Raw genomic sequence first — 21,503 nt, 5'->3', positions numbered from 1 at the left:
CACGTGCGGCCGACCGTTACGACGGATTGAGCGTGCGCAGGCTTTCGACGGCGTCGTCGGTCATCCACAGCAACGTGTTGAGGTACGTCTCGATGTGCACGACGAGCCCCTGGCGTGGACCTTCACGCCACTCCGTCGAGTGGTAGAACGCCGCCTGTTCCGTCTCCAGCGACTCGCGATCGGCATAGGCCCGCACCAGACAGTAGCTCTCTTCTTCGTGATCGGAAGGGCCGTAATACACGACGTCCATTCCGTGCGCACGGATCATGGGAACGGCAAGCTGGTGCATGGCCTGATGAAATGCGTGCAACGTTCCCGGCTTCAGGCGGTAGGTGCGAATTTCCAGCAACCGGTTCATGTGGCGTCTCCTTCGCGCTCCTCATCGATCGGACGCACCGATCCTGATTCACGCCTGATTCACGCCGACTCGTGCCGATGCCGGCGCAGCACGCCGTCGAGCCATGCATCGATATCCTCGTGAACGAGGTCCCGGTCATGATCGTTCAATATCTCGTGCCGGTCGCCGGGATAGAACCGGTAGGCCAGCGCCAGGTGCCCGTGGCGCATGTATCGGGTAATCAGCGACTGGATCGAAAGCGTGTTTTCGCCGACCGGGTCGCGGGTCCCGGCGATCACCAGAATCGGCAGGTCCACCGGAATGCGCGATTCGTGTTCGGGAACCCACAGGCTGTGGAAGCCTTCGAGCACCGAGTACAACATGCTGTTGGAAAATGGCTTGCCGCAGAGTTCGTCGTCGAGAAAGCGCTGTATCTCGACCGGGTCTGCCGTCATCCATTCGCAGCCCGTCGACGGTTGCCCGTGATGCACGAACGGCGCGTTGAATGCGTGCAGCACCGCGCCGAACAGTGTCGCGGGCTGGTTGCCTTCGGCGGAATGGGCCACGGCCCTGAGCTTTTCCAGCATCTCGCCGTCGACGCCGGGCAACGCGCCCATCGTGCCGCACAGCACCGCGCCCGTGAGAAGGTCGCCGTGGTTCTGGATGTGCGATTGCGTGAGCGCGGAGCCCATGCTGTGACCGAACGCAATCAACGGCAGGCCGGGATACTGCGTGCGGATCAAGCGGGACAGCTGCGCAATATCGCTCGTCATGTCGGACCACGCGGTGAGCCCGGCTTGCCCGAGCGCCGTGACGCCGGCGGTGTGGCCGTGTCCGCGCAGGTCGAGCGCGAACACGACGTAGTTTTGCGCGGCCAGATAGCGGGCGAGCCCGTCGTAGCGGCCGCCATGTTCGCAGACTCCGTGCGTGATCTGCACGGCCGCTCGCGGGCCCTCGCTCGCCGTCGGTATCCATTTCCGCAGAAAGATCCTCGCGCCGTCCACATCCGACGGGAATGACGATGCTTCGTAACGGCAATCGGTCGATGTGCTCATATCGGGGCTCCGTTTTACGTTTTTTGCGTGGAGAAGCGGGCGATCGTATGCGTGTCGCGCGTTTTCACGATGATCGTGAAATGACGGCGCCGCTCGTGCGAAAACGAGCGGGGCGGCTCGTCCCGGGCGAGCATATCAGGAACATGGGCCGGAGAATAATGAAGCCGTTGATTGGCGAGTGTTGGTGGGTAATTGGCGTTAAAAGCAGGTGTTTTGCGTCGTGGATCGGTGAAATTGTTATCGACGAGGGTCTGCTGATGCGCGCCTGGTCGCGTTCGACACCGGCGTGCAGTTCGAGGGGTACGACGTCGCGGTGCTCAGCGATGACTTCAATGGCCATCGTGCAACTGCGTGAATTCGGCACGGTTTCGTTATCTGCTGCCGGCGTCGTCCGTCAATTGATCGTTTTACAGCGGAAACAGCACGGCACTTCCGTTCACGATTGAATGACATTTCGATGAAGAAAATCCATCCTGGAAGAAACATTACATCGTAATTATCTGATTGCAAAGTGATTTTGATAAAAATCAAAAATATATCGAACGAATGCCATGACGTAGGGAAACCCTCAATACAATGATCCGCAACTGCACATTAGTGCGACCTGATCATTCTGTTGATTGGCTCGCGGCAAAAAAGTAAATCGGCCTTTTCACAGTTTCGCCCAGCGAAAAAATACGACCCGAGGTTTCGCGATGACGAATGACGACGTGCGCGAGTCACGCATGCCCGGCAATGGCATGCGTCCGCTTGAAGGCCAAAGAGGCATCGTCGTCGGATTGGCGAACGAACAGAGCATCGCCTGGGGATGTGCGCGAGCCTTTCACGCAGCGGGTGCCGAGCTGGCCGTGACCTGGCAATCCGACCGGGCGTTGCCGTACGTCGAGCCGCTGCTGGAACAGCTGAAGCCGACGATCGCGATGCCGCTCGACGTGAGCCGCACCGACCAGATGCGCGAAGTGTTCGACGCGATCGGCGAGCAGTGGGGCGGCCTCGATTTTCTGTTGCATGCCGTTGCCTATGCACCCAGGGCCGATCTGCACGGGCGGGTCGTCGACAGTTCGCCGGAAGGGTTCGCGCTCGCGATGGATACCTCCTGCCACTCGTTCATCAGGATGGCGAAACTTGCCGAGCCGTTGATGACATCCGGCGGAAGCCTGATGGCGATGACCTATATCGGCGCCGACCAGGTCATCGCGGAGTACGGCGTGATGGGCCCGGTCAAGGCGGCGCTGGAGGCCACCGTTCGATACCTCGCTGTCGAACTGGGGCCGGCCGGCATTCGCGTACATGCGGTTTCGCCCGGCGCATTGCCCACGCGGGCGGCATCCGGGCTGCCGAATTTCGATCACCTGCTTGACGACACCGCCCGCCGTGCGCCGTTGCGCCGGCCGCTCGACATCGACGACGTCGGCGCGCTGTGCACCTTTCTCGCCAGCGATGCCGCGCGCGCGATGACCGGCGGAATTCATTACATCGACGCGGGGATGCACGTGCTCGGCTGACACGAGGCGGCCGCACCCGGAATGCGTCGAGATTGACCTTGCCCCTCTGGAGAACAGTGTTATGGATGCTGCCACGCAACTGGCGCGCAGTCATGAGATCGCCACGGAGATTGTCCACGTCCTGCAAAAGCGCACGCAGCACGCGCTGGAACAGTACGGGAAACGGTTGGGAGAAGCACTCGACGGCAGCGACAGCCCCGGCCACGACCCGGCCGCCGCCCCCTTTGCCATGCCATTCTCGCCGCTGAGCGCATGGCATTACGCGGTCGACGCCGCACAGCGCTCGCTGCTGTTCTGGGACACGCTGCGCGAGCGCGGCACGCAATATGTCGAGCGCATGGCCGAGGGGCTCAAGCCGGTGCTGCATTTCGACTACGACGTCGTGCTCGACGGCAGGCAGTTCGCACGGCCCGTCAATTACGCGCTCGTTCACATCCAGCCGCCGGATGGCGTGATCGTCGATGCCGCCAAGCGGCCATACCTGATCATCGATCCGCGCGCGGGACACGGCCCCGGTATCGGCGGCTTCAAGGACGATTCGCAAGTCGGCGTGGCGTTGCGCGCGGGGCACCCGGTGTATTTCGTCGTGTTCTTCCAGGAGCCCGAGCCCGGCCAGACGTTGCTCGACGTGTGTGCCGCGGAACAGGTATTCGTCCGGAAAGTGCGCGAACTGCATCCGGACAGCCTCAAGCCGGCCGTCGTCGGCAACTGCCAGGGCGGCTGGGCCGCGATGATGCTCGCGAGCTCGTCGGCGGACGATACGGGCCCGATCGTCATCAACGGCGCCCCGATGTCGTACTGGAGCGGCGCGTGGAGCGAGGGGCCCGGCGACAATCCGATGCGCTATGCCGGCGGCCTGCTCGGTGGCACCTGGCTCGCGTCGTTCTCGTCGGATCTGGGCAACGGCAAGTTCGACGGCGCCTATCTCGTGCAGAACTTCGAGAACCTGAACCCGGCGAACACGTTGTGGGACAAGTATTACCAAGTGTACGACCACATCGACACCGAGCCGCCGCGCTTCCTCGAGTTCGAGCGCTGGTGGGGCGGCTACTACCTGATGAACCGCGAAGAGATCGAATGGATCACGCGCAACCTGTTCATCGGCAACAAGCTCTGGTCCGGCGAGGTGAAAGACGGATCGGGCAAGGCGTTCGACCTGCGCGAGATCCGCTCGCCGATCATCCTGTTCGCGTCGATGGGCGACAACATCACGCCGCCGCAGCAGGCGTTCAACTGGATCGCGGACATCTACGGCAGCACGGAAGAAATCAAGTCGCGCGGGCAGGTCATCATCGGGTTGATGGAAGAGGACGTGGGGCATCTCGGCATCTTCGTGTCGGGCAAGGTCGCGAAGAAGGAGCACGCACAGATCGTCAGCGTGCTCGATGCCGTCGAAACGCTGCCACCCGGCCTCTATGCGATGTCGATCGAGGAGGTGACGGGTACCGACGGGAAGGTCGCGTATGAAGTTGCCTTTACCGAGCACCGTCTCGAAGAGATCGCGCAGCATTTCAACCGCTTCGGGCGCAAGGACGAACATGCGTTCGAGGCCGTCGCCGAGCTGTCCGAATTCACGCAGCGCGCGTATGAACTGTTCATGCAGCCGTACGTGCAGCAGGCATCGAACGAGACCACGGCGCAGCTGTTGCGCGACTTTCATCCGCTGCGCGTCCAGCGCTGGGCGTTTTCGGACCTGAATCCCTGGCTTCGCTGGCTGAAGCCGGCCGCCAGCACGATCAGGGCCCATCGCCAGCCGGCCGACGATATCGAGCCGTGGCGCAAGCTTGAACGCCGCGGCTCGGATATCGTCAGCGCGTCGCTCGATTGCTTCCGTGCGATGCGCGATGCAAGCATCGAGTCGCTGTTCTTCACGATGTATACCCAGCCCTTCATGCTGCATCTCGCGGAGCAGTATCACGACCGTCCTGCTGCTTCGCCGGCGGCGACGGACCCGCGCGACCTGCCGTTCGTGAAGGAGGCGCTCGCGTCGATCGACCGGGGCGGCTACACCGAAGCGGTGGCGCGCGCAGCGTTCCTGCTCGAGCGCAGCGGCGAACCGTTTCCGCTGGCGCAGCTTGCGACCGAGCGTGAACTCGCCGAGACCTACGCCGAGTACCTGCCGGACCTGCCGCCTGACCAGTGGCGGCGCATCTATGGCGAGCAGGAGATCATCGCGACTTACGAGCCGCAACGGGCCGTCGCCACGCTGCCGACGCTGCTTGCCCGGCCGGAGGACCGCCAGCGGCTTCTGACGTTGCTGGACAAGCTGCTGGGCGATGCGCGCGTGCAAAGTGCGTCGGTGAGCGAGCAACAGTGGGCGGCCCTGCAGCGCATTCGCGCGGTATTGGGCGCGCCGCCCGCGATGCGGCTGGCCACGGGGCCGATGGCGGCACTCGATCGTGTGCAGTGACAGATAGCGAGGAACCGCGATGGAAACCCGACACGAGAAATATCACCGCCTCATCGAACACTGCCAGACGCTGGCGCCGATGCCGACAGCCGTCGCGCATCCGTGCGATCGAAGCTCGCTCGAGGGCGCGCTGGAGGCGGCGCGCAAGGGGCTGATCGAACCGATCCTGGTCGGCCCGCGTGCACGTATCGAAGCGACCGCCGCGGAGTTCGGGCTGTCGATCGCCGATCATGAGATCGTCGATGCTCCGTACAGCGAAGCGTCGGCAGCGGCGGCGGTGCGACTCGTCCGAGACGGCCGGGCGTCCGCGCTGATGAAGGGCAGCCTTCACACCGACGAACTCATGGCCGAAGTGGTGCGGCACGATGCCGGGTTGCGCACGGGCCGGCGTATCAGCCATTGCTTCGTGATGGACGTGCCCGCGCACGCCGACCCGCTGATCGTGACCGACGCGGCGATCAATATCGCGCCGACGCTCGAGGAAAAGGTCGACATCCTGCAGAACGCGATCGATCTGGCGCATGCGCTGGCGTTTCCGCAGGTCCGCGTGGCGATCCTCTCGGCGATGGAGACGGTCAACCCGAAAGTGCCGTCGACGCTCGAAGCCGCCGCGCTGTGCAAGATGGTGGATCGGCGGCAGATTACCGGCGCGCTCGTCGACGGCCCCCTTGCGCTCGACAACGCGATCGATCCCGAGGCCGCACGCATCAAGCAGATCGATTCGCCGGTGGCCGGGCATGCGAACGTGCTGATGGTGCCGGACCTCGAAGCGGGCAACATGCTTGCCAAGAGCCTGTCGTTCCTGGCCGGCGCGGATGCGGCGGGGATCGTGCTCGGCGCGCGCGTGCCCGTCATCCTGACGAGTCGCGCCGATTCGTTGATCACCCGGCTGGCTTCCTGCGCGGTCGCGATGCTCGTCGCGAACGTGCAGCGCGAAGCGGCCACGCGCGCGGGGTGACGCCATGGCAGACGTGATTCTGGTGTTGAATGCCGGCTCGTCGAGCATCAAGTTTTCCGCATTCGACGTGCAGGGCGACACGCTCGGGCTGATCGTGCACGGTCAGGTCGACGGCCTGTACACGGCCACGGCGCACTTCAGCGCCGTCGACCATCACGCGGAGCGGCACGAGCGGCAATGGGCCGGCGGCGATACGTTCGGCCATCAGGAAGGGCTCGCGCAGATCGCCGCGTTCCTGGAGGATCATCAGGAAGGGCACCGTCTCGCGGCGGTGGGCCATCGCGTCGTGCACGGCGGGGAGCGCTTCAGCGGCCCGGTGCGCGTCACGCCGGAGATCGTGGCCGAGCTGGAAAAACTCACCCCGCTCGCGCCGTTGCATCAACCGCACAACCTGACGCCCATTCGTATCCTCGAAACGGTGCAGCCCGGCATCGAGCAGGTGGCCTGCTTCGACACGGCGTTCCACAGCACGCAGCCCGCGGTGACGCAGGCGTTCGCGCTGCCCGCGTCGATCACCAGCCGGGGCGTGCGCCGCTACGGCTTCCATGGGCTCTCGTACGAGTACATCGCGAGCGTGCTGCCCGACGTCGCGCCGCAGGCGGCGCGCGGGCGCACGGTGGTCGCCCACCTCGGCAACGGCGCGAGCATGTGTGCGCTGGTGGCAGGCAAGAGCGTCGCGAGCACGATGGGGTTCACGGCGCTCGACGGGCTGCCGATGGGCACGCGTTGCGGCAACCTGGATCCGGGTGTCGTGATCTTCCTGATGGAAGAACTCGGGATGGACGTGCGCGCCGTCGAGGATCTGCTCTATCGGCGTTCCGGGTTGCTCGGGGTGTCCGGCCTGTCGAGCGACATGCGCACGCTGCTCGCGAGCGACGACCCGCACGCGCGCTTCGCCATCGAGCTGTACATCGATCGCATCGCGCGCGAACTCGGTTCGCTTGCCGCCGCGATGGAGGGAATCGACGCCGTCGTGTTCACGGCCGGGATCGGCGAGCACGCGGCGGCGATACGCGAAGGGGTGATGCGCCGTGCCGCGTGGCTCGGTGTCGAGATCGATGTCGATGCGAACAGCACGGGCGAGCCGCTGCTCACGACGGTATCGAGCCGCGTACCGGCGTGGGTGATCCCGACCAACGAAGAACTGATGATTGCGCAACATACGCACCGGCTGATCCGGTGACGGACGAACAGGAAAGAAACCCTCATGGCCGAACTATTGCTGGTCAATGTCGAAGAACACGCACGCGACGACGAGGTCGGTGCGTTCCTGACGCGGCATGGATTCCCGCTGTTCGATGCGATCGAGCGCGTGCCGGCCGGGATCGGCAACCCCATCGCGCTGCTCAGGTTCAACACGCTGTCGTCGGTGGCGCTCTACACGCTGCGCGCACGGATCGATCACATCTCGTGGCGGGGCCGCTCGATTCGTGCGCATATCCTGCCGGACCGGAAGGACTGAACGGCTTCGTGCAACTGCGTGGTTCGAGCGGTGGATGCGGGCCGGCTGTCGTGCGGCCTGCGTTCGTTGGCGGGGCGCGGCGGTTTCACGCATCCACGCTGTTTCCGGTCTGCGTCAGGTAGTGCAGCCGCGACGATATGCGCGGCCTTCCAGCCTTCCTGCATTCCTGCATGACGCTTGCGCGTCGAAGTCAGCGCTAGATGATCCGGCATGTACCGTGTACGCCCCTCAGCCACGTGAGAAGTGCCATGGCGGCATAGACACACAGCAGCGCAATCAGAAACCGACGCCACGTTACCTTGAAGCGCTGAAACCGCCGGACGGCCGCGGCGAGCGCGATGCAGGCTACCAGTCCGACCGGCAAGACATTCCCGTAGTCCCTGAAGGCGGCAAAAACGAAAACCGCCGTGAACATCATGACCCAGACCACGGCGCCGCCAAGGGTATCGCAGTAGGCGGTGGAGTATCCGGAGAACCACGCGAACAACAACGCAGCAAGTCCGAACACGGTCAGGATGGTCGCGAGCCAGAGCGGCGGTCGCTTCGAGCCCGCCTGTTGTACGGGAGCATTTTGTTCGTTGGCATCGGTCAAGTCGGTCACCTGCAATCGAGCGGGTTGTCTGGGCAAGCGGCGTAGTATCGCCGCGTTTCAGTGCCGAAGCGAGAGGCCGTGCGGGGCCACGCAACCGCCGAGGCATGTCGGCGCGTGGCACGCGGCCTGCTACGAACCCGCATTTCCCGCCCGAATTTTGAATCGTCGTGTGTCGTGTTCGCACACAGATACGTTGGGATACAAAGCCTCCGGAGGGCTCGGGTATAAAACCGGTGAAGCGATTCACACGGCGGCGCGGTGCCATGCGCCGCCGCTGCGAACGGTGATACCCGTCTGCCCGCACGTGCCGCGGGCCCCTTCCTTGGCGATCGACACTGGAGAACGAGTCATGCCTGAAACCGTGAACACCCGCCGCCGCCTGATCCTGGGTACGACGCTGGCGAGCCTGAGCCTCGCCGACCTCGGATTCAGCGCCCTGGCGCACGCGCAGTCGGCGCCCGATGCAGCGCCTGCGAAGCGCACGGCCGGCGTCGCGTCGCTGGGCACGATCCACCAGATCGACGCGGGTGTGCTCAACGTCGGGTATGCGGACCTCGGGCCGAAGAGCGGCCCCGTCGTGTTCCTGCTGCACGGCTGGCCGTACGACATCTACAGCTATGCGGAAGTCGCGCCGCTGCTCGTCGCGGCCGGTTATCGCGTGATCGTGCCTTACCTGCGCGGCTACGGATTGACGACGTTCCGCTCGGCCGACACGGTGCGCAACGGCCAGCAGGCCGTGACCGCCGTCGACATCGTCGCACTGATGGATGCGCTGAAGATCGACCGTGCGGTGTTCGGCGGCTACGACTGGGGGGCGCGCACGGCCGACATCATTGCGGCGCTGTGGCCGCAGCGCGTGAAGGCGCTGGTGTCGGTGAGCGGTTACCTGATCGGCAGCCAGGAGGCGAACCGCAAGCCGCTGCCGCCGCAGGCCGAATTCCAGTGGTGGTATCAGTTCTACTTCACGACCGAACGCGGCGCGCTGGGCTACGCGGCGAACCGCGATGCGTTCAACAAGCTGATCTGGCAGCTCGCGTCGCCGAAATGGCAATTCTCCGACGAAACCTACGCGCGCACGGCCGCGTCGTTCCAGAACCCCGATCACGTGGCCGTCGTGATCCACAACTATCGCTGGCGTCTCGGGCTCGCGAAGGGCGAGGCGCAATACGACGACATCGAGCGACGCCTTGCGGCCGGCCCGGCGATTTCCGTGCCGACGATCACGATGGAGGGCGACGCGAACGGCGCACCGCATCCGGAACCGGCCGCGTACGCGAAGAAGTTCACGGGCAAGTACCAGCAACGGACGATCACCGGAGGGATCGGCCACAACCTGCCGCAGGAAGCGCCGCAGGCGTTCGCGGACGCGATCCTGCAAGTGGAGCACCTGTGATGCGGGCACGCATGGGTAGGGTGCGTCGCGGCGCGTGTCGTGGGTTCGTCGCGGGCGTGCTGCTGGCCGGCGCGTTGTCGGCGAGCGGCCCGGCCGCATTCGCGGAGCAGCCGAAGCCTGCCGCTACCGCCGCTACCGCTGCGTCGCCGATCTACGGCGTGACGATCCCGCCCGGTTACCGGAAGTGGGAAATGGTCGCGCCGGCCGAGGAGGCCGCGCCGCTCGACGAGCTGCGCGTGGTGCTCGGCAATCCCGTCGCGATCCGGGCGCTCGAACAGGCGACGCTGCCGTTTCCGGACGGCACGATCCTGGTGAAGCTCGCATACAAGCGCAAGCAGTCCGACGAGCTGCCGACGGCGACGGTGCCGGGCCAGGCGACGACCGTGCAGGTGATGGTGAAGGACTCGCGCCGCTATGCGTCGACGGGCGGCTGGGGCTTCGGGCGTTTCATCAACGGCGTGCCGGCCGATATCGGTCAGCATCAGACGTGCTTTGCGTGCCATCAGGCGCGGGTGAAGAATCACGACTATGTGTTCACGCGGCTTGCGCCGTAACGTACCTGGTTCGATGTGTTCGATGTGTTCGATTGAAAAGGCGTGCCGCGCATGGCACGCCTTTTTTCATGGTGGGTGTGGTTTCGGGGAGCAGGTCGGCAGACCGGGCTGTGAACGATGCGGTAGCCGGGTTTGTATCGCACTGTATCCGCGGCCGTTCCTGAAAAACTGGCATGCAGAAAGCACCGGTTCTGGAAACATCGCAGATACGTGCGCGGGTTCTACTGTCGACATGCAGGACACGTTCGATGCCAGACGATCTGGATCGGATGCCGAATGATCGGCCGACCTGCTTCCTTCAAGGAGAACCCTCATGAAAGCCGCTCGAATCCTCGCCGTTGCCGTCCTCGCCGCCATCCCCGCCTTGTCGTTTGCCGATACCGGCCACGGCCTCACGCGTGCCGACGTGCGCGCCGAACTCGTCCGTCTGGAACAGGCCGGCTACAACCCGGCACGCAGCGAACCGCATTACCCGGAAGACATTGCCGCCGCGCTGCAGGTCGCGCGTTCCGACCAGAACGGCCCGTCGAAGTCGCAAGACGATAACGTGGCCGACGCATCGACGCCCGCCGCCCATCACGGTGCAGCGCAAGCGCACGCCGCGCCGAACGCTTACGACGACCTGTACGCGCATTCGTGATCCGGTGCCGCGCCTGCCGCGTGTGCGGGCGCAGCCGTTACCGCAGCACTTTCAAACAACACAACAGAGCAAGGAGCAACACGATGGCCGGTTCGATGAAACGCGTTCTGGTGTCCGCCGCAGTGATCGGTGGGCTGTTCGGTGCGGTCGCGGTGCAGGCTGCGCCGAAGGATGACCTGAAGGGCACGAACGTCGTGCTCGTGCACGGCGCATTCGCCGACGGGTCGAGCTGGAACCGCGTGATTCCGCTGCTCGAGGCGCGCGGGTTGCACGTGGTGTCGGTGCAGAATCCGTTGAGCTCGCTCGCCGACGATGCAGCCGCGACGAAGCGCACGATCGACGCGCAGCAGGGGCCGGTCGTGCTGGTCGGCCATTCGTGGGCCGGTGTGGTGATCAGCGATGCGGGCAACGACGACAAGGTGAAGTCGCTCGTGTACGTCGCCGCGTTCGCGCCCGACAACGGCCAGTCGATCGCCGACGTCACGCAGGGGCTGCCGGCACCCGCATGGGCCGGTGAGCTGCGCAAGGACGCGGGTGGTTTCGCCACGCTGTCGGACAAGGCGATCGCGCAGGATTTCGCGCCGGACCTGCCGCCCGCGCAGCAGCGCATCGTCGCGGCGACTCAGGGGCCGTGGTACGGCGGTTGCATTTCGGAGAAGGTCACGCAAGCCGCGTGGCATGTGAAGCCGTCGACGTTCGTCGTCGCGACGCAGGACCGGATGATCGATCCGACGCTGCAGGAAACGATGGCGAAGCGAATCGGCGCGACGGTTGCACGCGTGAACGGCAGCCATGTGTCGATGCTGAGCCAGCCGAAGGCCGTGGCCGATGCGATCATCGCGGCCGCGGAGCGCGCGAAGCAGGATACGCAATAAGTGAATGCGGCGCCGCCGGCGCGCGGCGATGCCGCCGCGCCGACGCGGCCCCGATCGTCATTGACGACAGCCTGTCGAACCCGGGCCGGCGAGGGTTTCCGGATCGCCGCAGTACAGCAGATGATAGTGCTGCGGATCGCTGTAGAGTGCGTGGAAACCCGTTTCGACGAACACGGATACCAGGTTCCCGATCACCAGGGCCGCGAACAGCCAGACCGCGAGCCTGACGAACGGCGACCGCTCTGCTTCGCCGGGTCGCGCCGCACCGATCTGGATCGCCTGCAGGCGCGCCTGGAAGGCGAGCATCAGCACGCAATAGATGATGCTGGCGGTCAGCGCGAGATAGGACGCGGTGTACATGTGCATTCCCAGAATCGCACCGCCATACGGCGGCGTGCCGGGCAACACGTGCAGGAACATCTGCATCAACCCGATCAGGCTGCCGACCAGGGCGCCGACCGCGCTCAACGCATAGTTGGCGGGAGCAGGATCGCGGTTCCACACGTTCAACAGCAGTCCCGCGCCCACCAGCATGAACGCGATCCGCTGGAGATTGCAGAGCGAGCACGGCAGTTCACCATGCGCCAGCTGGAAATAAAACGCGACGAGCAGCACCGCATTGACGCCGTACAGCGCCAACAAATCGATCAGGCGATTGGCTTTCATTTTTTTTGACCTCTTACCAGGAGCCGTAGGTGGCGAACTGCGGAAGGTGATGCGATCCGTGATGGATGGCCCAAGCCGTAACCAGCAGCGTGGTCAGCCACCAGGTCGCACCGGCTGCCCTGTTGCGCCCGAACAGGGACAGCAGGAGCGCCACGGTGGCGGACAGGAATGGAATGAATCCGATGAACATGATCTACCTCGATTAATTTGAAATCGTTGCCAGGCAAGGTGCATGGAACAGGCCGCCGCGCATCATTCCCCGGCAGGTCCGCACGATCACGATGGCCCACAATCCGCCGAGCAACATCGCGAGCGCCGTGCCGAATACGGCGAATCCGCCAAAACCGGTCACGTGGTAGAGGCTCAGCGACGCGGCGGTATACACACCGAGCGGAAACGTGAAACCCCACCAGCCGAGATTGAACGGCAGTCCTTCGCGGCAATAGCGGATCGTGAAGAGCACCGCGCAGGTCAGCCACCAGAGACCGGCGCTCCAGAGCAGGAGCGCGCCGGCAATGCCTAAGTCCCGCGCCAGCATCGCCACGCTGGCCAGCGGTGTCCCGGCGAACGCAGCGGGCGCGGCCTGACCGAGCGTCAGCAGACCGAGCGCGCCGGTACCGATCGGGCCGAGCGTCAGCCAGCTCGATGCGCCGAGGTCGCGGTGCGGCAACTTGTGGATAACGAGCCGGAAGAACACGATCGTCAGGATTGCGAATGCGAGCGGTACCGAGATCGCCCACAGCACGTACCCCGCGCCGATCAGCAGACGGGCCTGCGCGCCGACGAAATGCGGCGCGAGGGTGGCCGCGCCCGACGCCGCCACTTCCGGTGCCACGATCGGCAGCAGCAGGACCGCGGTCACGCGCTCGAACGCATGTCCCTGCTCGGTGAACATCATGAACGGCACGCCGATCGCGACGACGACCGACAGCAGCGCATCGACGCACCACAACGTGTACGCGAGTGCATTGGCTTCGGCATGCCCGCCTGAGAACAGGACGATGCCGTTGATGATCGGCACGAGGCCCATCGGCACCGCGCCGAGAAACATCGACTGGACCGGGTGGTGCAGCAGCGGCCGGATCGTTTCGGGAAACCGGACCGCGCGGCCGATCAACATCGCCGAAAATGCGAGATACAGCACGATGTCGATGGCCCACAACGCCGACGCCAGCGCATGCTGCCCGCCGAAATGCACGGGCAGGGCGACGAGCACCAGCGATACGATGCCGTTGCCCATCGTCACCGCAAACCAGTTCGGCGTGAATTGCCTGACGCTCCCGGACAGGCCACGCGGCGCGTGTGCCGTCAAATTCATCTTGCTCATGGGATGCTCCCGTGTCGAGAAACCGTATGACTGGATTCTAGGGAGCGGCTTTGTATAATAAAAATACATCGTTTCGATACTTCCTATATCACCGTTATATATGTCGATGAACTTCACCCACCTGGCCGCGTTCTACGCGGTCGTCGAAACCGGCAGTGTCACGGCGGCGTCGGAACGGCTGCACGTCAGTCAGCCCGCGCTGACACGCGAGATTCGGGAGCTCGAGGAACGGCTGGGCGCGACGCTGTTCGACCGCATGCCGCGCGGCATGCGGCCCACCGAAGCGGGCAGGCTCCTTGCGGAGTACGCCGCGCAGATTTTTTCGCTGGCCGATCTGGCGGAGGCGGCGGTCGGGGAGTTCGCCGGCCTCGCGAGAGGTCAGCTGGGCATCGGTTCGAGCAGGACGATCGGCGTCTATCTGCTACCGGCCGTGCTGAATGAATTCCGCACGCGCTATCCGGGCATCACGGTCGATCTCAGGATTTCGAACAGCGAGGACATCGAGAACGCCGTCCTCGCAAGCGAATGCCAGATCGGCATGATCGAAGGGCCTTACGACACCGCGGCATTCGATGCCGCCGTCATCGGCCGGGACGCACTGATCGCGGTCACTGCGCCGACTCACCCGCTGGCCCGCAAACGTCAACTCACCGCCGATGCAATCGGACAAGCGGAGCTGGTCATGCGCGAACCCGGTTCGGGAACGCGAACGGTCGTCGAGCAAGCCTATGCGCAGCGGGGTTTGACGTTGGCGCCGAAGCTCTCGGTCGGCAGCGCCGAAGCGATCAAGCAGCTGCTGCGGCTCGGCAATGCGATCGCGTGGGTGTCGCGAAGCACCGTGAGCGAAGAACTCTCGTCCGGCGTGCTCGTACAACTGTCCGTCAAGGACCTCAAGATCGAGCGCAATCTCTCCATGATCTGGCGAAAGGGCGGGAGTTTGAGTCCGAGCGCGCGCGCGTTTCGCGAGCTCGCCACCGACTCGTTCAAGCGCGCACGTTGACCGTTTGTCGCCGCGCCCGAGTCGAGTCGCTACGCATGTAGCGTTCCGACTCGGCGTATTGAGGCGCGTGGCGTCTGCGCCCAGTGTCAACGACCGGCCTGGACCGTGCCGTGCTGCTGCGCGTCGGCCTGCGCCGCGACCCGCGCTTCGGCCGCCTGGATGTCGTCCGGATAGTGCGGATCGTCGCCTGCCGCAGGCTGGTAGCCTGCCTGCTCGAGGCGCACCAGGTCGGCAATCACATCGGCACGGGTCAAGGGCGTCGAGGTCGTTTGCGCGAAGCCCGCGGTGGCACTGGTCAGCGTGGCGGCAGCCAGCGCAAAAGCAATGAGCGATTTCATGTTCTTCTCCTGAGAGCGTAAGGAATGGACGCCCATGTAGGCGGGCGCCGTGATCGCATGCGGAGCGACCATCGCGAATGAAACGCCGGCGGAGTGCCGTAATTTCATGTCGGAATCCTCAGTAAAATAAGGCGATGAGTGAACCGTGCGGAATCCGTCGCGGGTGCGGAGATCGAACCGTTGACGCGTTGATCGCTTCGCCTGTCTGGAACCCCGTCGATCGTGCCGACGGGGCAAGGTCGATATCCTGGGGCCGGGACTCGTAGATGAAAAATATATCGTTGGTATGAGTTCGATGTGTTCCTGATATAGGAACGCCGACGCGAGCCATGCGTTCGGCTTGGGCTTCCATCGCGACGGGCCGTCCGGCGCGTCGACAGGCTTCCACCTGTTCCAGCCTTTCGCGTCGGGGTATCGGCACCTGGCGCGCGCCTCGTTGTACCCGGCCCCCCTTCCTGACTCCCGCGCGATCGTTTCCATGCCGGGCTGTCGCGCGACGAATTGCACCAATCCACCCGATAGCGCACAACCGCGATAGCAATTCATCCGGTGCTGATTAGGAAATGAATTTTTATTGGTTCTGCGTCCCGGCAGGCACTCGCATAGTGGCGCTGACGGCTATAGACAGCACCCAAGCTGCAACGGCCGCATTCCCGGTGTCTTTGATCATACGAATCAGCGAAAACAAGGAAGTGTCATGACGGTTGCATTGGAAGAACGAACCGCTGCGCAACAGGCGCTCGAAGACGCGCGCGCAACCGCTGCAGCGGCCGGCACGCCCTATGCGGGCGGCGTCGCGCCGGAAGCCGCGTGGGCGCTGTTTTCGTCCGGCGATGCGCTGCTGGTGGATGTCCGCACCGCCGAGGAACGGAAATTCGTTGGCCACGTGCCGGAATCGCTGCACGTGCCTTGGGCGACCGGCACGAGCCTGACGCGCAATCCGCGCTTCGTGCGCGAACTGGAAGCGAAGACGGGCAAGGCGGCCGTCGTGCTGCTGTTGTGCCGTAGCGGCAACCGCTCGGCGCAGGCGGCCGAGGCCGCGACGAAGGGTGGCTTCACGCAGGTATTCAACGTGCTCGAAGGGTTCGAGGGCGACCTCGACGAACGGCAGCATCGCGGCGTCGGCAACGGCTGGCGCTTTCGCGGCCTGCCGTGGGCACAGGACTGATTCACGGCCGAGACAGGGAGAAAGCAGCATGGCCGCATTCGACATCGACGACATCGTTCAATCGCTGCAGACGGTGCGCCGCGCATGGCGCGAGAAGCAGCGGCGCTCGCTCGAACCGGGCGGGCGCGACCTGCCGGCGCGCGAAGCGCTCGCGCAGATCATCGGCGCGCTGAAGGGCGTGCTGTTTCCGATGCGGCTCGGGCCGCCCGAGCTGCGCCAGGAGAGCGAGAACTTCCACGTGGCCCATGCGCTCGACGCGGCACTGAACGCGCTGCTCGCGCAGGTGAAGCTGGAGCTGCGCTACGCGGCGCGGCAGCGCAATGCCGACGGGCCGGTCGATCATGTCGACGAGGTTGCGTCGACGGCCGTGCAGGCGTTTGCCGCGCGCCTGCCCGAGATCCGCCGGCTGCTCGACAGCGACGTGCTGGCCGCGTTCCACGGCGATCCGGCGGCCGGCAGCGTCGACGAGGTGCTGCTGTGCTATCCGGGCATCCTCGCGATGATTCACCACCGGCTCGCGCACGAGCTGTACGGGCTCGGCCTGCCGCTGCTCGCGCGGATCATCGCTGAACAGGCGCACGCGGAGACGGGCATCGACATTCATCCGGGCGCGCGCATCGGCGCGGGCTTCTTCATCGACCACGGCACCGGCGTCGTGATCGGCGAGACGGCGATCATCGGCGAGCGCGTGCGCGTGTACCAGGCCGTCACGCTCGGTGCGAAACGCTTTCCGCGCGACGCGGCCGGCCATCTGGAGAAAGGGCTCGCACGCCATCCGATCGTCGAGGACGACGTGGTGATCTATGCGGGCGCCACGATCCTCGGCCGCGTGACGATCGGGCGCGGCGCGGTGATCGGCGGCAATGTGTGGCTCACGCAGGACGTGCCGGCCGGCGCGAACATCACGCAAGCGGTGCTGCGCAGCGAAGCGAATGCCGCGCCGCGCGCGGCGGCGCGCGTCGCCTAGGAGGCGCGATGAGCGACCTCATCCATCACTTCGGCGCCAACGTGCGCAAGCTGCGCGAAGCGCGCACGTGGTCGCAGGAGCAACTGGCCGAGCACGCGGGGCTGAACCGTTCGTATGTCGGCGAGATCGAGCGCGGCGAGGCGATCGCGTCGATCGTCACGGCCGACAAGATCGCGCGCGCGTTCGACGTGTCGATCTCGACGCTGCTGCCGGGCGCGTACGTCACCTGAGGCCGCCCGGTTTCGTTTCCCTTTCGGTTGCACGCGACGTGACGGCTATAGCATGTTGAGCCGGCAGGGGCGTGCTTCCGATAATCACCCAGCGTCATAAGCAATCCCGTTTTTCATCTTAAGAACCCGGAGCCCCACATGTCGACCGTTGCAAGCGGCACGGCCGCGCTGAGCGATCACGCCGCCCGCCAACTAGCGAACGCTACCAAGACCGTCCCCCAGCTTTCCACGATCACGCCGCGCTGGCTGACCCATCTGCTGCAATGGGTGCCGGTCGAGGCCGGTATCTATCGCCTGAATCAGGTGAAGAACCCGGAAGCCGTGCGTGCCGCGTGCACGCAGCTCGAGGACGAAAGCGTGCTGCCGCAGACCTTCGTGCCGTACGAGGAACAACCGCGCGAGTATTTCCTGAACGCGGTGAGTACGGTGCTCGATGTGCATACGCGGATCTCCGATCTTTACAGCAGTCCTCACGACCAGATCAAGGAACAGCTGCGCCTGACGATCGAGACGATCAAGGAGTTGCAGGAAAGCCAGCTGATCAACAACCCCGACTACGGGCTGCTCGCCAACGTGACCGACGAACAGCGGATCTTCCCGCTGACGGGTGCGCCGACGCCGGACGATCTCGACGAGCTGCTGACCAAGGTGTGGAAGGAACCCGCGTTCTTCCTCACGCACCCGCTCGCGATCGCCGCGTTCGGCCGTGAATGCACGCGGCGCGGCGTGCCGCCGCCGACGGTCAGCCTGTTCGGCTCGCAGTTCCTCACGTGGCGCGGCATTCCGCTGATCCCGTCGGACAAGGTGCCGGTCGCGGACGGCAAGACCAAGATCCTGCTGCTGCGCGTCGGCGACAAGCGGCAGGGCGTCGTCGGCCTCTATCAGCCGGGCGTCGCGGGCGAGCAGGGCCCGGGCCTGTCGGTGCGCTTCATGGGGATCAACAACCAGGCGATCGCGTCGTACCTGATCTCGCTGTATTGCTCGCTCGCGGTCCATTCGCCGGATGCGCTGGCTGTCCTCGATGACGTCGAAATCGCCAAGTTCCATGACTATCCCGACACCTACCGTTAATCCCGGCCTGGCCGGCGGCGACGCGCACGCGCTGCCGCACGCGCCGTTGCCGGCCGGCTTGCCCGACCCGGCAACGCTCGCACGGCTCGCGTCCGAGTTCTTCGCGACGCCGCCCGGGCAGGCCACCGCGCCCGGGCTGTCGGCAGGCAGCGGTGCGGTCGGCGGCGTGCCGTCGGCCTTGCCGGCCGCCGCGCCGATCCTGGCGTCGGTGAGCAATCCGGTCCCGGGCGGCTCGCCGCTCGCGGGGCCGGGCGGTGCGGGCACCGGCGTGCCCGGTCTCGCGCTCCCGCAAGGGAAAGTGCCCGGCGTGAACCTCGCGCCGTCGGCGCCGACCCACGTGCTGTCGCTCGGCAACCGCGCACCGGCGCTTGCGCCGCATGCGGCCGCGCAGAACGGGCTGCCCGACAACGCCGTGTCGATCGCACCCGCGCTCGAACCGCGCGTCGGCGGCGCGGCGCTCGGTGTGCCGCAGGTGGATGCGCCGGCGCCGGAAGGTGCGGCGAAGGCTTCGCCGTACTACTTCACCGACGGTTCGCTGCAGGGCTGGCAGGCAACGCCGCAGGACATCGTCGTGCCGTCGAACGGCCTCGCGTCGCCGGAAGCGTTCGGGCTGCCGGGCGACGATGCGCTGCGCGAACTGCTCGCCGTGCATCGCGACGTGCCGGTGTCGCGTGCATCGGGCTCGGACGTGCCGCGTTACTTCATCGACGATACGCACGCAGCCGAGCCGCAAGGCCAGTTGCATCGCGGTGCGCACCCGCCGTTCGACGTGAACGCGATCCGCCGCGATTTCCCGATCCTGCAGGAGCGCGTGAACGGCAAGCAGCTCGTGTGGTTCGACAACGCGGCGACGACGCACAAGCCGCAGGCCGTGATCGACCGGCTCGCCTACTTCTACGCACACGAGAACTCGAACATTCACCGCGCGGCACATGCGTTGGCCGGCCGCGCGACGGATGCGTACGAGCATGCGCGGGAAACGGTGCAGCGCTTCATCGGCGCATCGTCGCCGGACGAGATCGTGTTCGTGCGCGGCACGACCGAGGCGATCAACCTGATCGCGAAGTCGTGGGGCGTACAGAACGTCGGTGAAGGCGACGAGATCATCGTGTCGAACCTCGAGCATCACGCGAACATCGTGCCGTGGAAGCAGCTTGCCGCGCAGAAAGGCGCGAAGCTGCGCGTGATTCCGGTCGACGATTCGGGGCAGGTGCTGCTCGACGAATACCGGAAGCTGCTCAACGACCGCACGAAGATCGTGTCCGTCACGCAGGTGTCGAACGCGCTCGGCACGGTCGTGCCGGTGAAGGAGATCGTCGAACTTGCGCATCGCGCGGGCGCGAAGGCGCTCGTCGACGGCGCACAGTCGATTTCGCACATGCGCGTGGACGTGCAGGCGCTCGATGCGGATTTCTTCGTGTTCTCCGGGCACAAGATCTACGGGCCGACCGGGATCGGCGTCGTGTACGGCAAGCGCGCGATCCTCGACGACATGCCGCCCTGGCAGGGCGGCGGCAACATGATCGCGGACGTGACGTTCGAGCGCACGGTGTTCCAGCCGCCGCCCAATCGCTTCGAGGCCGGCACCGGCAACATCGCGGATGCGGTGGGGCTGGGCGCCGCGCTCGACTACGTGAGCCGGGTCGGCATCGAGAACATCGCGCGCTACGAGCACGACCTGCTCGCGTATGCAACGAGCGTGCTCGCGCCGGTGCCGGGCGTGCGCCTGGTCGGCACGGCGCGCGACAAGGCGAGCGTGCTGTCGTTCGTGCTGAAGGGCTATGAAACCGAGGAGGTCGGACAGGCGCTGAACGAAGAGGGCATCGCGGTGCGCTCGGGGCATCACTGCGCACAGCCGATCCTGCGGCGTTTCGGGCTCGAGGCAACGGTGCGGCCGTCGCTCGCGTTCTACAACACGTGCGACGAGGTCGATGCGCTGGTGAGCGTCGTGCGGCGGCTGGCGACGCGTCGTTGATGTTGCATGCTTGCGGCGGCCTTTTCGGGTCGCCGCAAGCGCTTTCCTGCTACCCGGTCAGAAACGCACCACCTGTTTCTGCTCGACGCTGAAGCCGTCACGCAGCACGCTGGCCGAATCCGCGAAGTAGCGGCGGGTTTCCGACAGCAGGTCGGTGTTGCCGCGACGGCAGAACACGACCCCCGATCCTTCCTCCGTCAGCAGTTCGTCGATCAGCGATTCGGGTTGCCCGATATCGGCGAGATGGACGTTCTGCACGCCGTGCGCGAGCGCATCGAGCGCGTCCCGCACGCAGGGCGCCGCGGTGGCGGCCGGATGCTCGGCGAGCCATTGCTCGAGTTCCGTGATGCCGTAGAGGCCGGCGAGCTCGCCGAGTTCGCGCAGCAGCGCGCTTTCGACCATCATCACCAGCGTCACGGCGCCCGTGCGCTGCGCGAAGAGGCTGCCGAGCCGCTCCGCGCGCAGCAGGTGATCGTGGCCTGCGTCGTCCGGAGCGACCGGCATCACGACGGGCACCAGTCCGTTTTCGAGAAACGCGTTCAGCGCGGTGCCGTCGAACCGGGTGACCGTGCCCGTGTCGGTGCGGTCGGAATCCGCGCTTGCCACCAGCAGGCCGCCATCGTGACCGTCGATGCCGATCGCCTTGGCGCCGTGACTGCCGATCAGGCGCACCAGTTCATGATTGACGCCCGCCATCGCCGCGTGCACGGCGTGGATCGATTGCGTACCGGACGCGGCCGGACCACCCTGGACGACGATCGGTCGAACGCCGGTGAGTGCGAGCAGCGCGACATCCTGCGCGAATGCCTGACGGGCGCGCACATCGCCAGCGGCGCCGCCATCGACGATGACGACGGTCTGCCCGTGCAGGGCCTGCATGAACGGCAGCGAGCGCGCCAGGCCGGCTACGCGCCGTGACGTCTGAGTGGGACTTTCAGGGTCTGGGAACATGGGAGTCCGAATGGATGAAGGGAGTGTCT

24 protein-coding genes are annotated in these 21,503 nt (G+C 65.5%); 15 read left to right on the top strand and 9 right to left on the bottom strand.

The window, feature by feature from the left end; genetic code table 11:
* Window positions 1–16 precede the first annotated feature (16 nt).
* The 3 genes from HAV18_RS09165 to HAV18_RS09155 form a co-directional block, all read right to left on the bottom strand.
* Window positions 17–358 (bottom strand): NIPSNAP family protein, encoded by a 342-nt coding sequence (locus HAV18_RS09165; RefSeq protein ID WP_166954900.1) that lies wholly within the window; start codon window positions 356–358, stop codon window positions 17–19.
* 59 nt (window positions 359–417) lie between these two features.
* Entirely contained in the window at window positions 418–1,392 is a 975-nt protein-coding gene (locus tag HAV18_RS09160) for an alpha/beta fold hydrolase (protein ID WP_166954898.1), read from the bottom strand.
* A 64-nt stretch (window positions 1,393–1,456) separates the two neighbouring features.
* Complete coding sequence (locus HAV18_RS09155; RefSeq protein ID WP_166954896.1) at window positions 1,457–1,732, bottom strand: hypothetical protein; 276 nt, start codon at window positions 1,730–1,732, stop codon at window positions 1,457–1,459.
* A 355-nt stretch (window positions 1,733–2,087) separates the two neighbouring features.
* On the opposite strand from HAV18_RS09155, the gene fabI reads away from it, so the two are divergent.
* From fabI to HAV18_RS09130, 5 genes are all read left to right on the top strand, one after another.
* A complete protein-coding gene (gene fabI, locus HAV18_RS09150) occupies window positions 2,088–2,897 on the top strand; it encodes an enoyl-ACP reductase FabI (protein WP_407062421.1) in 810 nt (269 codons plus the stop codon).
* A 61-nt stretch (window positions 2,898–2,958) separates the two neighbouring features.
* The gene (locus HAV18_RS09145) at window positions 2,959–5,307 is read left to right on the top strand and encodes a DUF3141 domain-containing protein (RefSeq protein ID WP_166954894.1); all 2,349 of its coding nucleotides are present in this window, start codon (window positions 2,959–2,961) and stop codon (window positions 5,305–5,307) included.
* Between the two features lie 19 nt (window positions 5,308–5,326).
* The gene (locus HAV18_RS09140; RefSeq protein ID WP_166954892.1) at window positions 5,327–6,265 is read left to right on the top strand and encodes a phosphate acetyltransferase; all 939 of its coding nucleotides are present in this window, start codon (window positions 5,327–5,329) and stop codon (window positions 6,263–6,265) included.
* Window positions 6,266–6,269: 4 nt separating this feature from the next.
* Window positions 6,270–7,448: an acetate/propionate family kinase gene (locus tag HAV18_RS09135; RefSeq protein ID WP_166954890.1), complete on the top strand. Its 1,179-nt coding sequence runs from the start codon at window positions 6,270–6,272 to the stop codon at window positions 7,446–7,448.
* A gap of 24 nt (window positions 7,449–7,472) precedes the next feature.
* Window positions 7,473–7,727 carry an RNA-binding protein gene (locus HAV18_RS09130; protein WP_166954888.1) on the top strand — a complete coding sequence of 85 codons (255 nt, stop codon included), beginning with the start codon at window positions 7,473–7,475 and terminating at the stop codon, window positions 7,725–7,727.
* Window positions 7,728–7,923: 196 nt separating this feature from the next.
* On the opposite strand, the gene HAV18_RS09125 is transcribed toward HAV18_RS09130, so the two are convergent.
* Window positions 7,924–8,319, bottom strand: a complete 396-nt coding sequence (locus HAV18_RS09125) for a hypothetical protein (RefSeq protein ID WP_166954886.1) — start codon at window positions 8,317–8,319, stop codon at window positions 7,924–7,926.
* 349 nt (window positions 8,320–8,668) lie between these two features.
* On the opposite strand from HAV18_RS09125, the gene HAV18_RS09120 reads away from it, so the two are divergent.
* The 4 genes from HAV18_RS09120 to HAV18_RS09105 all read left to right on the top strand — a co-directional run bounded on the left by HAV18_RS09120 (window position 8,669) and on the right by HAV18_RS09105 (window position 11,781).
* On the top strand, window positions 8,669–9,712 hold the full coding sequence (locus tag HAV18_RS09120; RefSeq protein WP_166954885.1) for an alpha/beta fold hydrolase: 1,044 nt from the start codon (window positions 8,669–8,671) through the stop codon (window positions 9,710–9,712).
* Entirely contained in the window at window positions 9,712–10,266 is a 555-nt protein-coding gene (locus tag HAV18_RS09115) for a cytochrome P460 family protein (protein WP_166954883.1), read from the top strand. Before HAV18_RS09120 ends, HAV18_RS09115 begins: the two co-directional genes overlap by 1 nt.
* 313 nt (window positions 10,267–10,579) lie before the next feature.
* Window positions 10,580–10,906: a DUF4148 domain-containing protein gene (locus HAV18_RS09110; protein ID WP_166954881.1), complete on the top strand. Its 327-nt coding sequence runs from the start codon at window positions 10,580–10,582 to the stop codon at window positions 10,904–10,906.
* A gap of 83 nt (window positions 10,907–10,989) precedes the next feature.
* On the top strand, window positions 10,990–11,781 hold the full coding sequence (locus HAV18_RS09105; protein ID WP_166954879.1) for an alpha/beta fold hydrolase: 792 nt from the start codon (window positions 10,990–10,992) through the stop codon (window positions 11,779–11,781).
* Window positions 11,782–11,838: 57 nt separating this feature from the next.
* Here HAV18_RS09105 and HAV18_RS09100 read toward each other — a convergent pair whose 3' ends face one another.
* From HAV18_RS09100 to HAV18_RS09090, 3 genes are read right to left on the bottom strand one after another with little or no spacing between them, the layout of a single operon-like run.
* Window positions 11,839–12,447, bottom strand: coding sequence for a disulfide bond formation protein B (locus HAV18_RS09100; RefSeq protein WP_166954877.1), 609 nt, complete (start codon window positions 12,445–12,447; stop codon window positions 11,839–11,841).
* Window positions 12,448–12,460: 13 nt separating this feature from the next.
* The gene (locus HAV18_RS09095) at window positions 12,461–12,637 is read right to left on the bottom strand and encodes a DUF5993 family protein (RefSeq protein ID WP_166954875.1); all 177 of its coding nucleotides are present in this window, start codon (window positions 12,635–12,637) and stop codon (window positions 12,461–12,463) included.
* 12 nt (window positions 12,638–12,649) lie between these two features.
* Entirely contained in the window at window positions 12,650–13,774 is a 1,125-nt protein-coding gene (locus HAV18_RS09090) for a TDT family transporter (protein ID WP_166956694.1), read from the bottom strand.
* A 106-nt stretch (window positions 13,775–13,880) separates the two neighbouring features.
* On the opposite strand from HAV18_RS09090, the gene HAV18_RS09085 reads away from it, so the two are divergent.
* Complete coding sequence (locus HAV18_RS09085) at window positions 13,881–14,774, top strand: LysR family transcriptional regulator (RefSeq protein WP_166954873.1); 894 nt, start codon at window positions 13,881–13,883, stop codon at window positions 14,772–14,774.
* Window positions 14,775–14,860: 86 nt separating this feature from the next.
* Here the strand turns inward: HAV18_RS09085 and HAV18_RS09080 are convergent, their stop codons facing one another.
* Complete coding sequence (locus HAV18_RS09080; RefSeq protein ID WP_166954871.1) at window positions 14,861–15,112, bottom strand: DUF4148 domain-containing protein; 252 nt, start codon at window positions 15,110–15,112, stop codon at window positions 14,861–14,863.
* Between the two features lie 697 nt (window positions 15,113–15,809).
* Here HAV18_RS09080 and HAV18_RS09075 point away from each other — a divergent pair.
* From HAV18_RS09075 to HAV18_RS09055, 5 genes are all read left to right on the top strand, one after another.
* Window positions 15,810–16,280: a rhodanese-like domain-containing protein gene (locus tag HAV18_RS09075; protein ID WP_166954869.1), complete on the top strand. Its 471-nt coding sequence runs from the start codon at window positions 15,810–15,812 to the stop codon at window positions 16,278–16,280.
* Between the two features lie 28 nt (window positions 16,281–16,308).
* Window positions 16,309–17,247: a serine O-acetyltransferase EpsC gene (gene epsC / locus HAV18_RS09070; RefSeq protein WP_166954867.1), complete on the top strand. Its 939-nt coding sequence runs from the start codon at window positions 16,309–16,311 to the stop codon at window positions 17,245–17,247.
* 8 nt (window positions 17,248–17,255) lie between these two features.
* Window positions 17,256–17,477, top strand: a complete 222-nt coding sequence (locus HAV18_RS09065; protein ID WP_011356215.1) for a helix-turn-helix domain-containing protein — start codon at window positions 17,256–17,258, stop codon at window positions 17,475–17,477.
* A 138-nt stretch (window positions 17,478–17,615) separates the two neighbouring features.
* Entirely contained in the window at window positions 17,616–18,548 is a 933-nt protein-coding gene (locus HAV18_RS09060; RefSeq protein ID WP_006479760.1) for a family 2A encapsulin nanocompartment shell protein, read from the top strand.
* Window positions 18,523–20,523, top strand: coding sequence for a family 2A encapsulin nanocompartment cargo protein cysteine desulfurase (locus tag HAV18_RS09055; protein WP_166954865.1), 2,001 nt, complete (start codon window positions 18,523–18,525; stop codon window positions 20,521–20,523). Before HAV18_RS09060 ends, HAV18_RS09055 begins: the two co-directional genes overlap by 26 nt.
* A 57-nt stretch (window positions 20,524–20,580) precedes the next feature.
* Here the strand turns inward: HAV18_RS09055 and HAV18_RS09050 are convergent, their stop codons facing one another.
* Window positions 20,581–21,474 carry an acetylglutamate kinase gene (locus HAV18_RS09050; RefSeq protein WP_166954863.1) on the bottom strand — a complete coding sequence of 298 codons (894 nt, stop codon included), beginning with the start codon at window positions 21,472–21,474 and terminating at the stop codon, window positions 20,581–20,583.
* Window positions 21,475–21,503: the final 29 nt, after the last annotated feature.

It is taken from the genome of Burkholderia sp. D-99 (assembly GCF_011605345.1).
In the GTDB taxonomy this organism is placed as follows: domain Bacteria; phylum Pseudomonadota; class Gammaproteobacteria; order Burkholderiales; family Burkholderiaceae; genus Burkholderia.
This window is presented reverse-complemented; position numbering and strand designations above follow the sequence as displayed.

Coding starts and splice junctions, on each gene's coding strand:
- HAV18_RS09085 (WP_166954873.1), top strand. CDS start 13,881: ATGAACTTCACCCACCTGGCCGCGTTCTACGCGGTCGTCGAAACCGGC.
- HAV18_RS09165 (WP_166954900.1), bottom strand. CDS start 358: ATGAACCGGTTGCTGGAAATTCGCACCTACCGCCTGAAGCCGGGAACG.
- HAV18_RS09155 (WP_166954896.1), bottom strand. CDS start 1,732: ATGGCCATTGAAGTCATCGCTGAGCACCGCGACGTCGTACCCCTCGAA.
- HAV18_RS09105 (WP_166954879.1), top strand. CDS start 10,990: ATGGCCGGTTCGATGAAACGCGTTCTGGTGTCCGCCGCAGTGATCGGT.
- HAV18_RS09135 (WP_166954890.1), top strand. CDS start 6,270: ATGGCAGACGTGATTCTGGTGTTGAATGCCGGCTCGTCGAGCATCAAG.
- HAV18_RS09060 (WP_006479760.1), top strand. CDS start 17,616: ATGTCGACCGTTGCAAGCGGCACGGCCGCGCTGAGCGATCACGCCGCC.
- HAV18_RS09100 (WP_166954877.1), bottom strand. CDS start 12,447: ATGAAAGCCAATCGCCTGATCGATTTGTTGGCGCTGTACGGCGTCAAT.
- HAV18_RS09145 (WP_166954894.1), top strand. CDS start 2,959: ATGGATGCTGCCACGCAACTGGCGCGCAGTCATGAGATCGCCACGGAG.
- HAV18_RS09130 (WP_166954888.1), top strand. CDS start 7,473: ATGGCCGAACTATTGCTGGTCAATGTCGAAGAACACGCACGCGACGAC.
- epsC (WP_166954867.1), top strand. CDS start 16,309: ATGGCCGCATTCGACATCGACGACATCGTTCAATCGCTGCAGACGGTG.
- HAV18_RS09120 (WP_166954885.1), top strand. CDS start 8,669: ATGCCTGAAACCGTGAACACCCGCCGCCGCCTGATCCTGGGTACGACG.
- HAV18_RS09160 (WP_166954898.1), bottom strand. CDS start 1,392: ATGAGCACATCGACCGATTGCCGTTACGAAGCATCGTCATTCCCGTCG.
- HAV18_RS09110 (WP_166954881.1), top strand. CDS start 10,580: ATGAAAGCCGCTCGAATCCTCGCCGTTGCCGTCCTCGCCGCCATCCCC.
- HAV18_RS09140 (WP_166954892.1), top strand. CDS start 5,327: ATGGAAACCCGACACGAGAAATATCACCGCCTCATCGAACACTGCCAG.
- HAV18_RS09050 (WP_166954863.1), bottom strand. CDS start 21,474: ATGTTCCCAGACCCTGAAAGTCCCACTCAGACGTCACGGCGCGTAGCC.
- HAV18_RS09065 (WP_011356215.1), top strand. CDS start 17,256: ATGAGCGACCTCATCCATCACTTCGGCGCCAACGTGCGCAAGCTGCGC.
- HAV18_RS09095 (WP_166954875.1), bottom strand. CDS start 12,637: ATGTTCATCGGATTCATTCCATTCCTGTCCGCCACCGTGGCGCTCCTG.
- HAV18_RS09115 (WP_166954883.1), top strand. CDS start 9,712: ATGCGGGCACGCATGGGTAGGGTGCGTCGCGGCGCGTGTCGTGGGTTC.
- HAV18_RS09090 (WP_166956694.1), bottom strand. CDS start 13,774: ATGAGCAAGATGAATTTGACGGCACACGCGCCGCGTGGCCTGTCCGGG.
- HAV18_RS09080 (WP_166954871.1), bottom strand. CDS start 15,112: ATGAAATCGCTCATTGCTTTTGCGCTGGCTGCCGCCACGCTGACCAGT.
- HAV18_RS09055 (WP_166954865.1), top strand. CDS start 18,523: ATGACTATCCCGACACCTACCGTTAATCCCGGCCTGGCCGGCGGCGAC.
- fabI (WP_407062421.1), top strand. CDS start 2,088: ATGACGAATGACGACGTGCGCGAGTCACGCATGCCCGGCAATGGCATG.
- HAV18_RS09075 (WP_166954869.1), top strand. CDS start 15,810: ATGACGGTTGCATTGGAAGAACGAACCGCTGCGCAACAGGCGCTCGAA.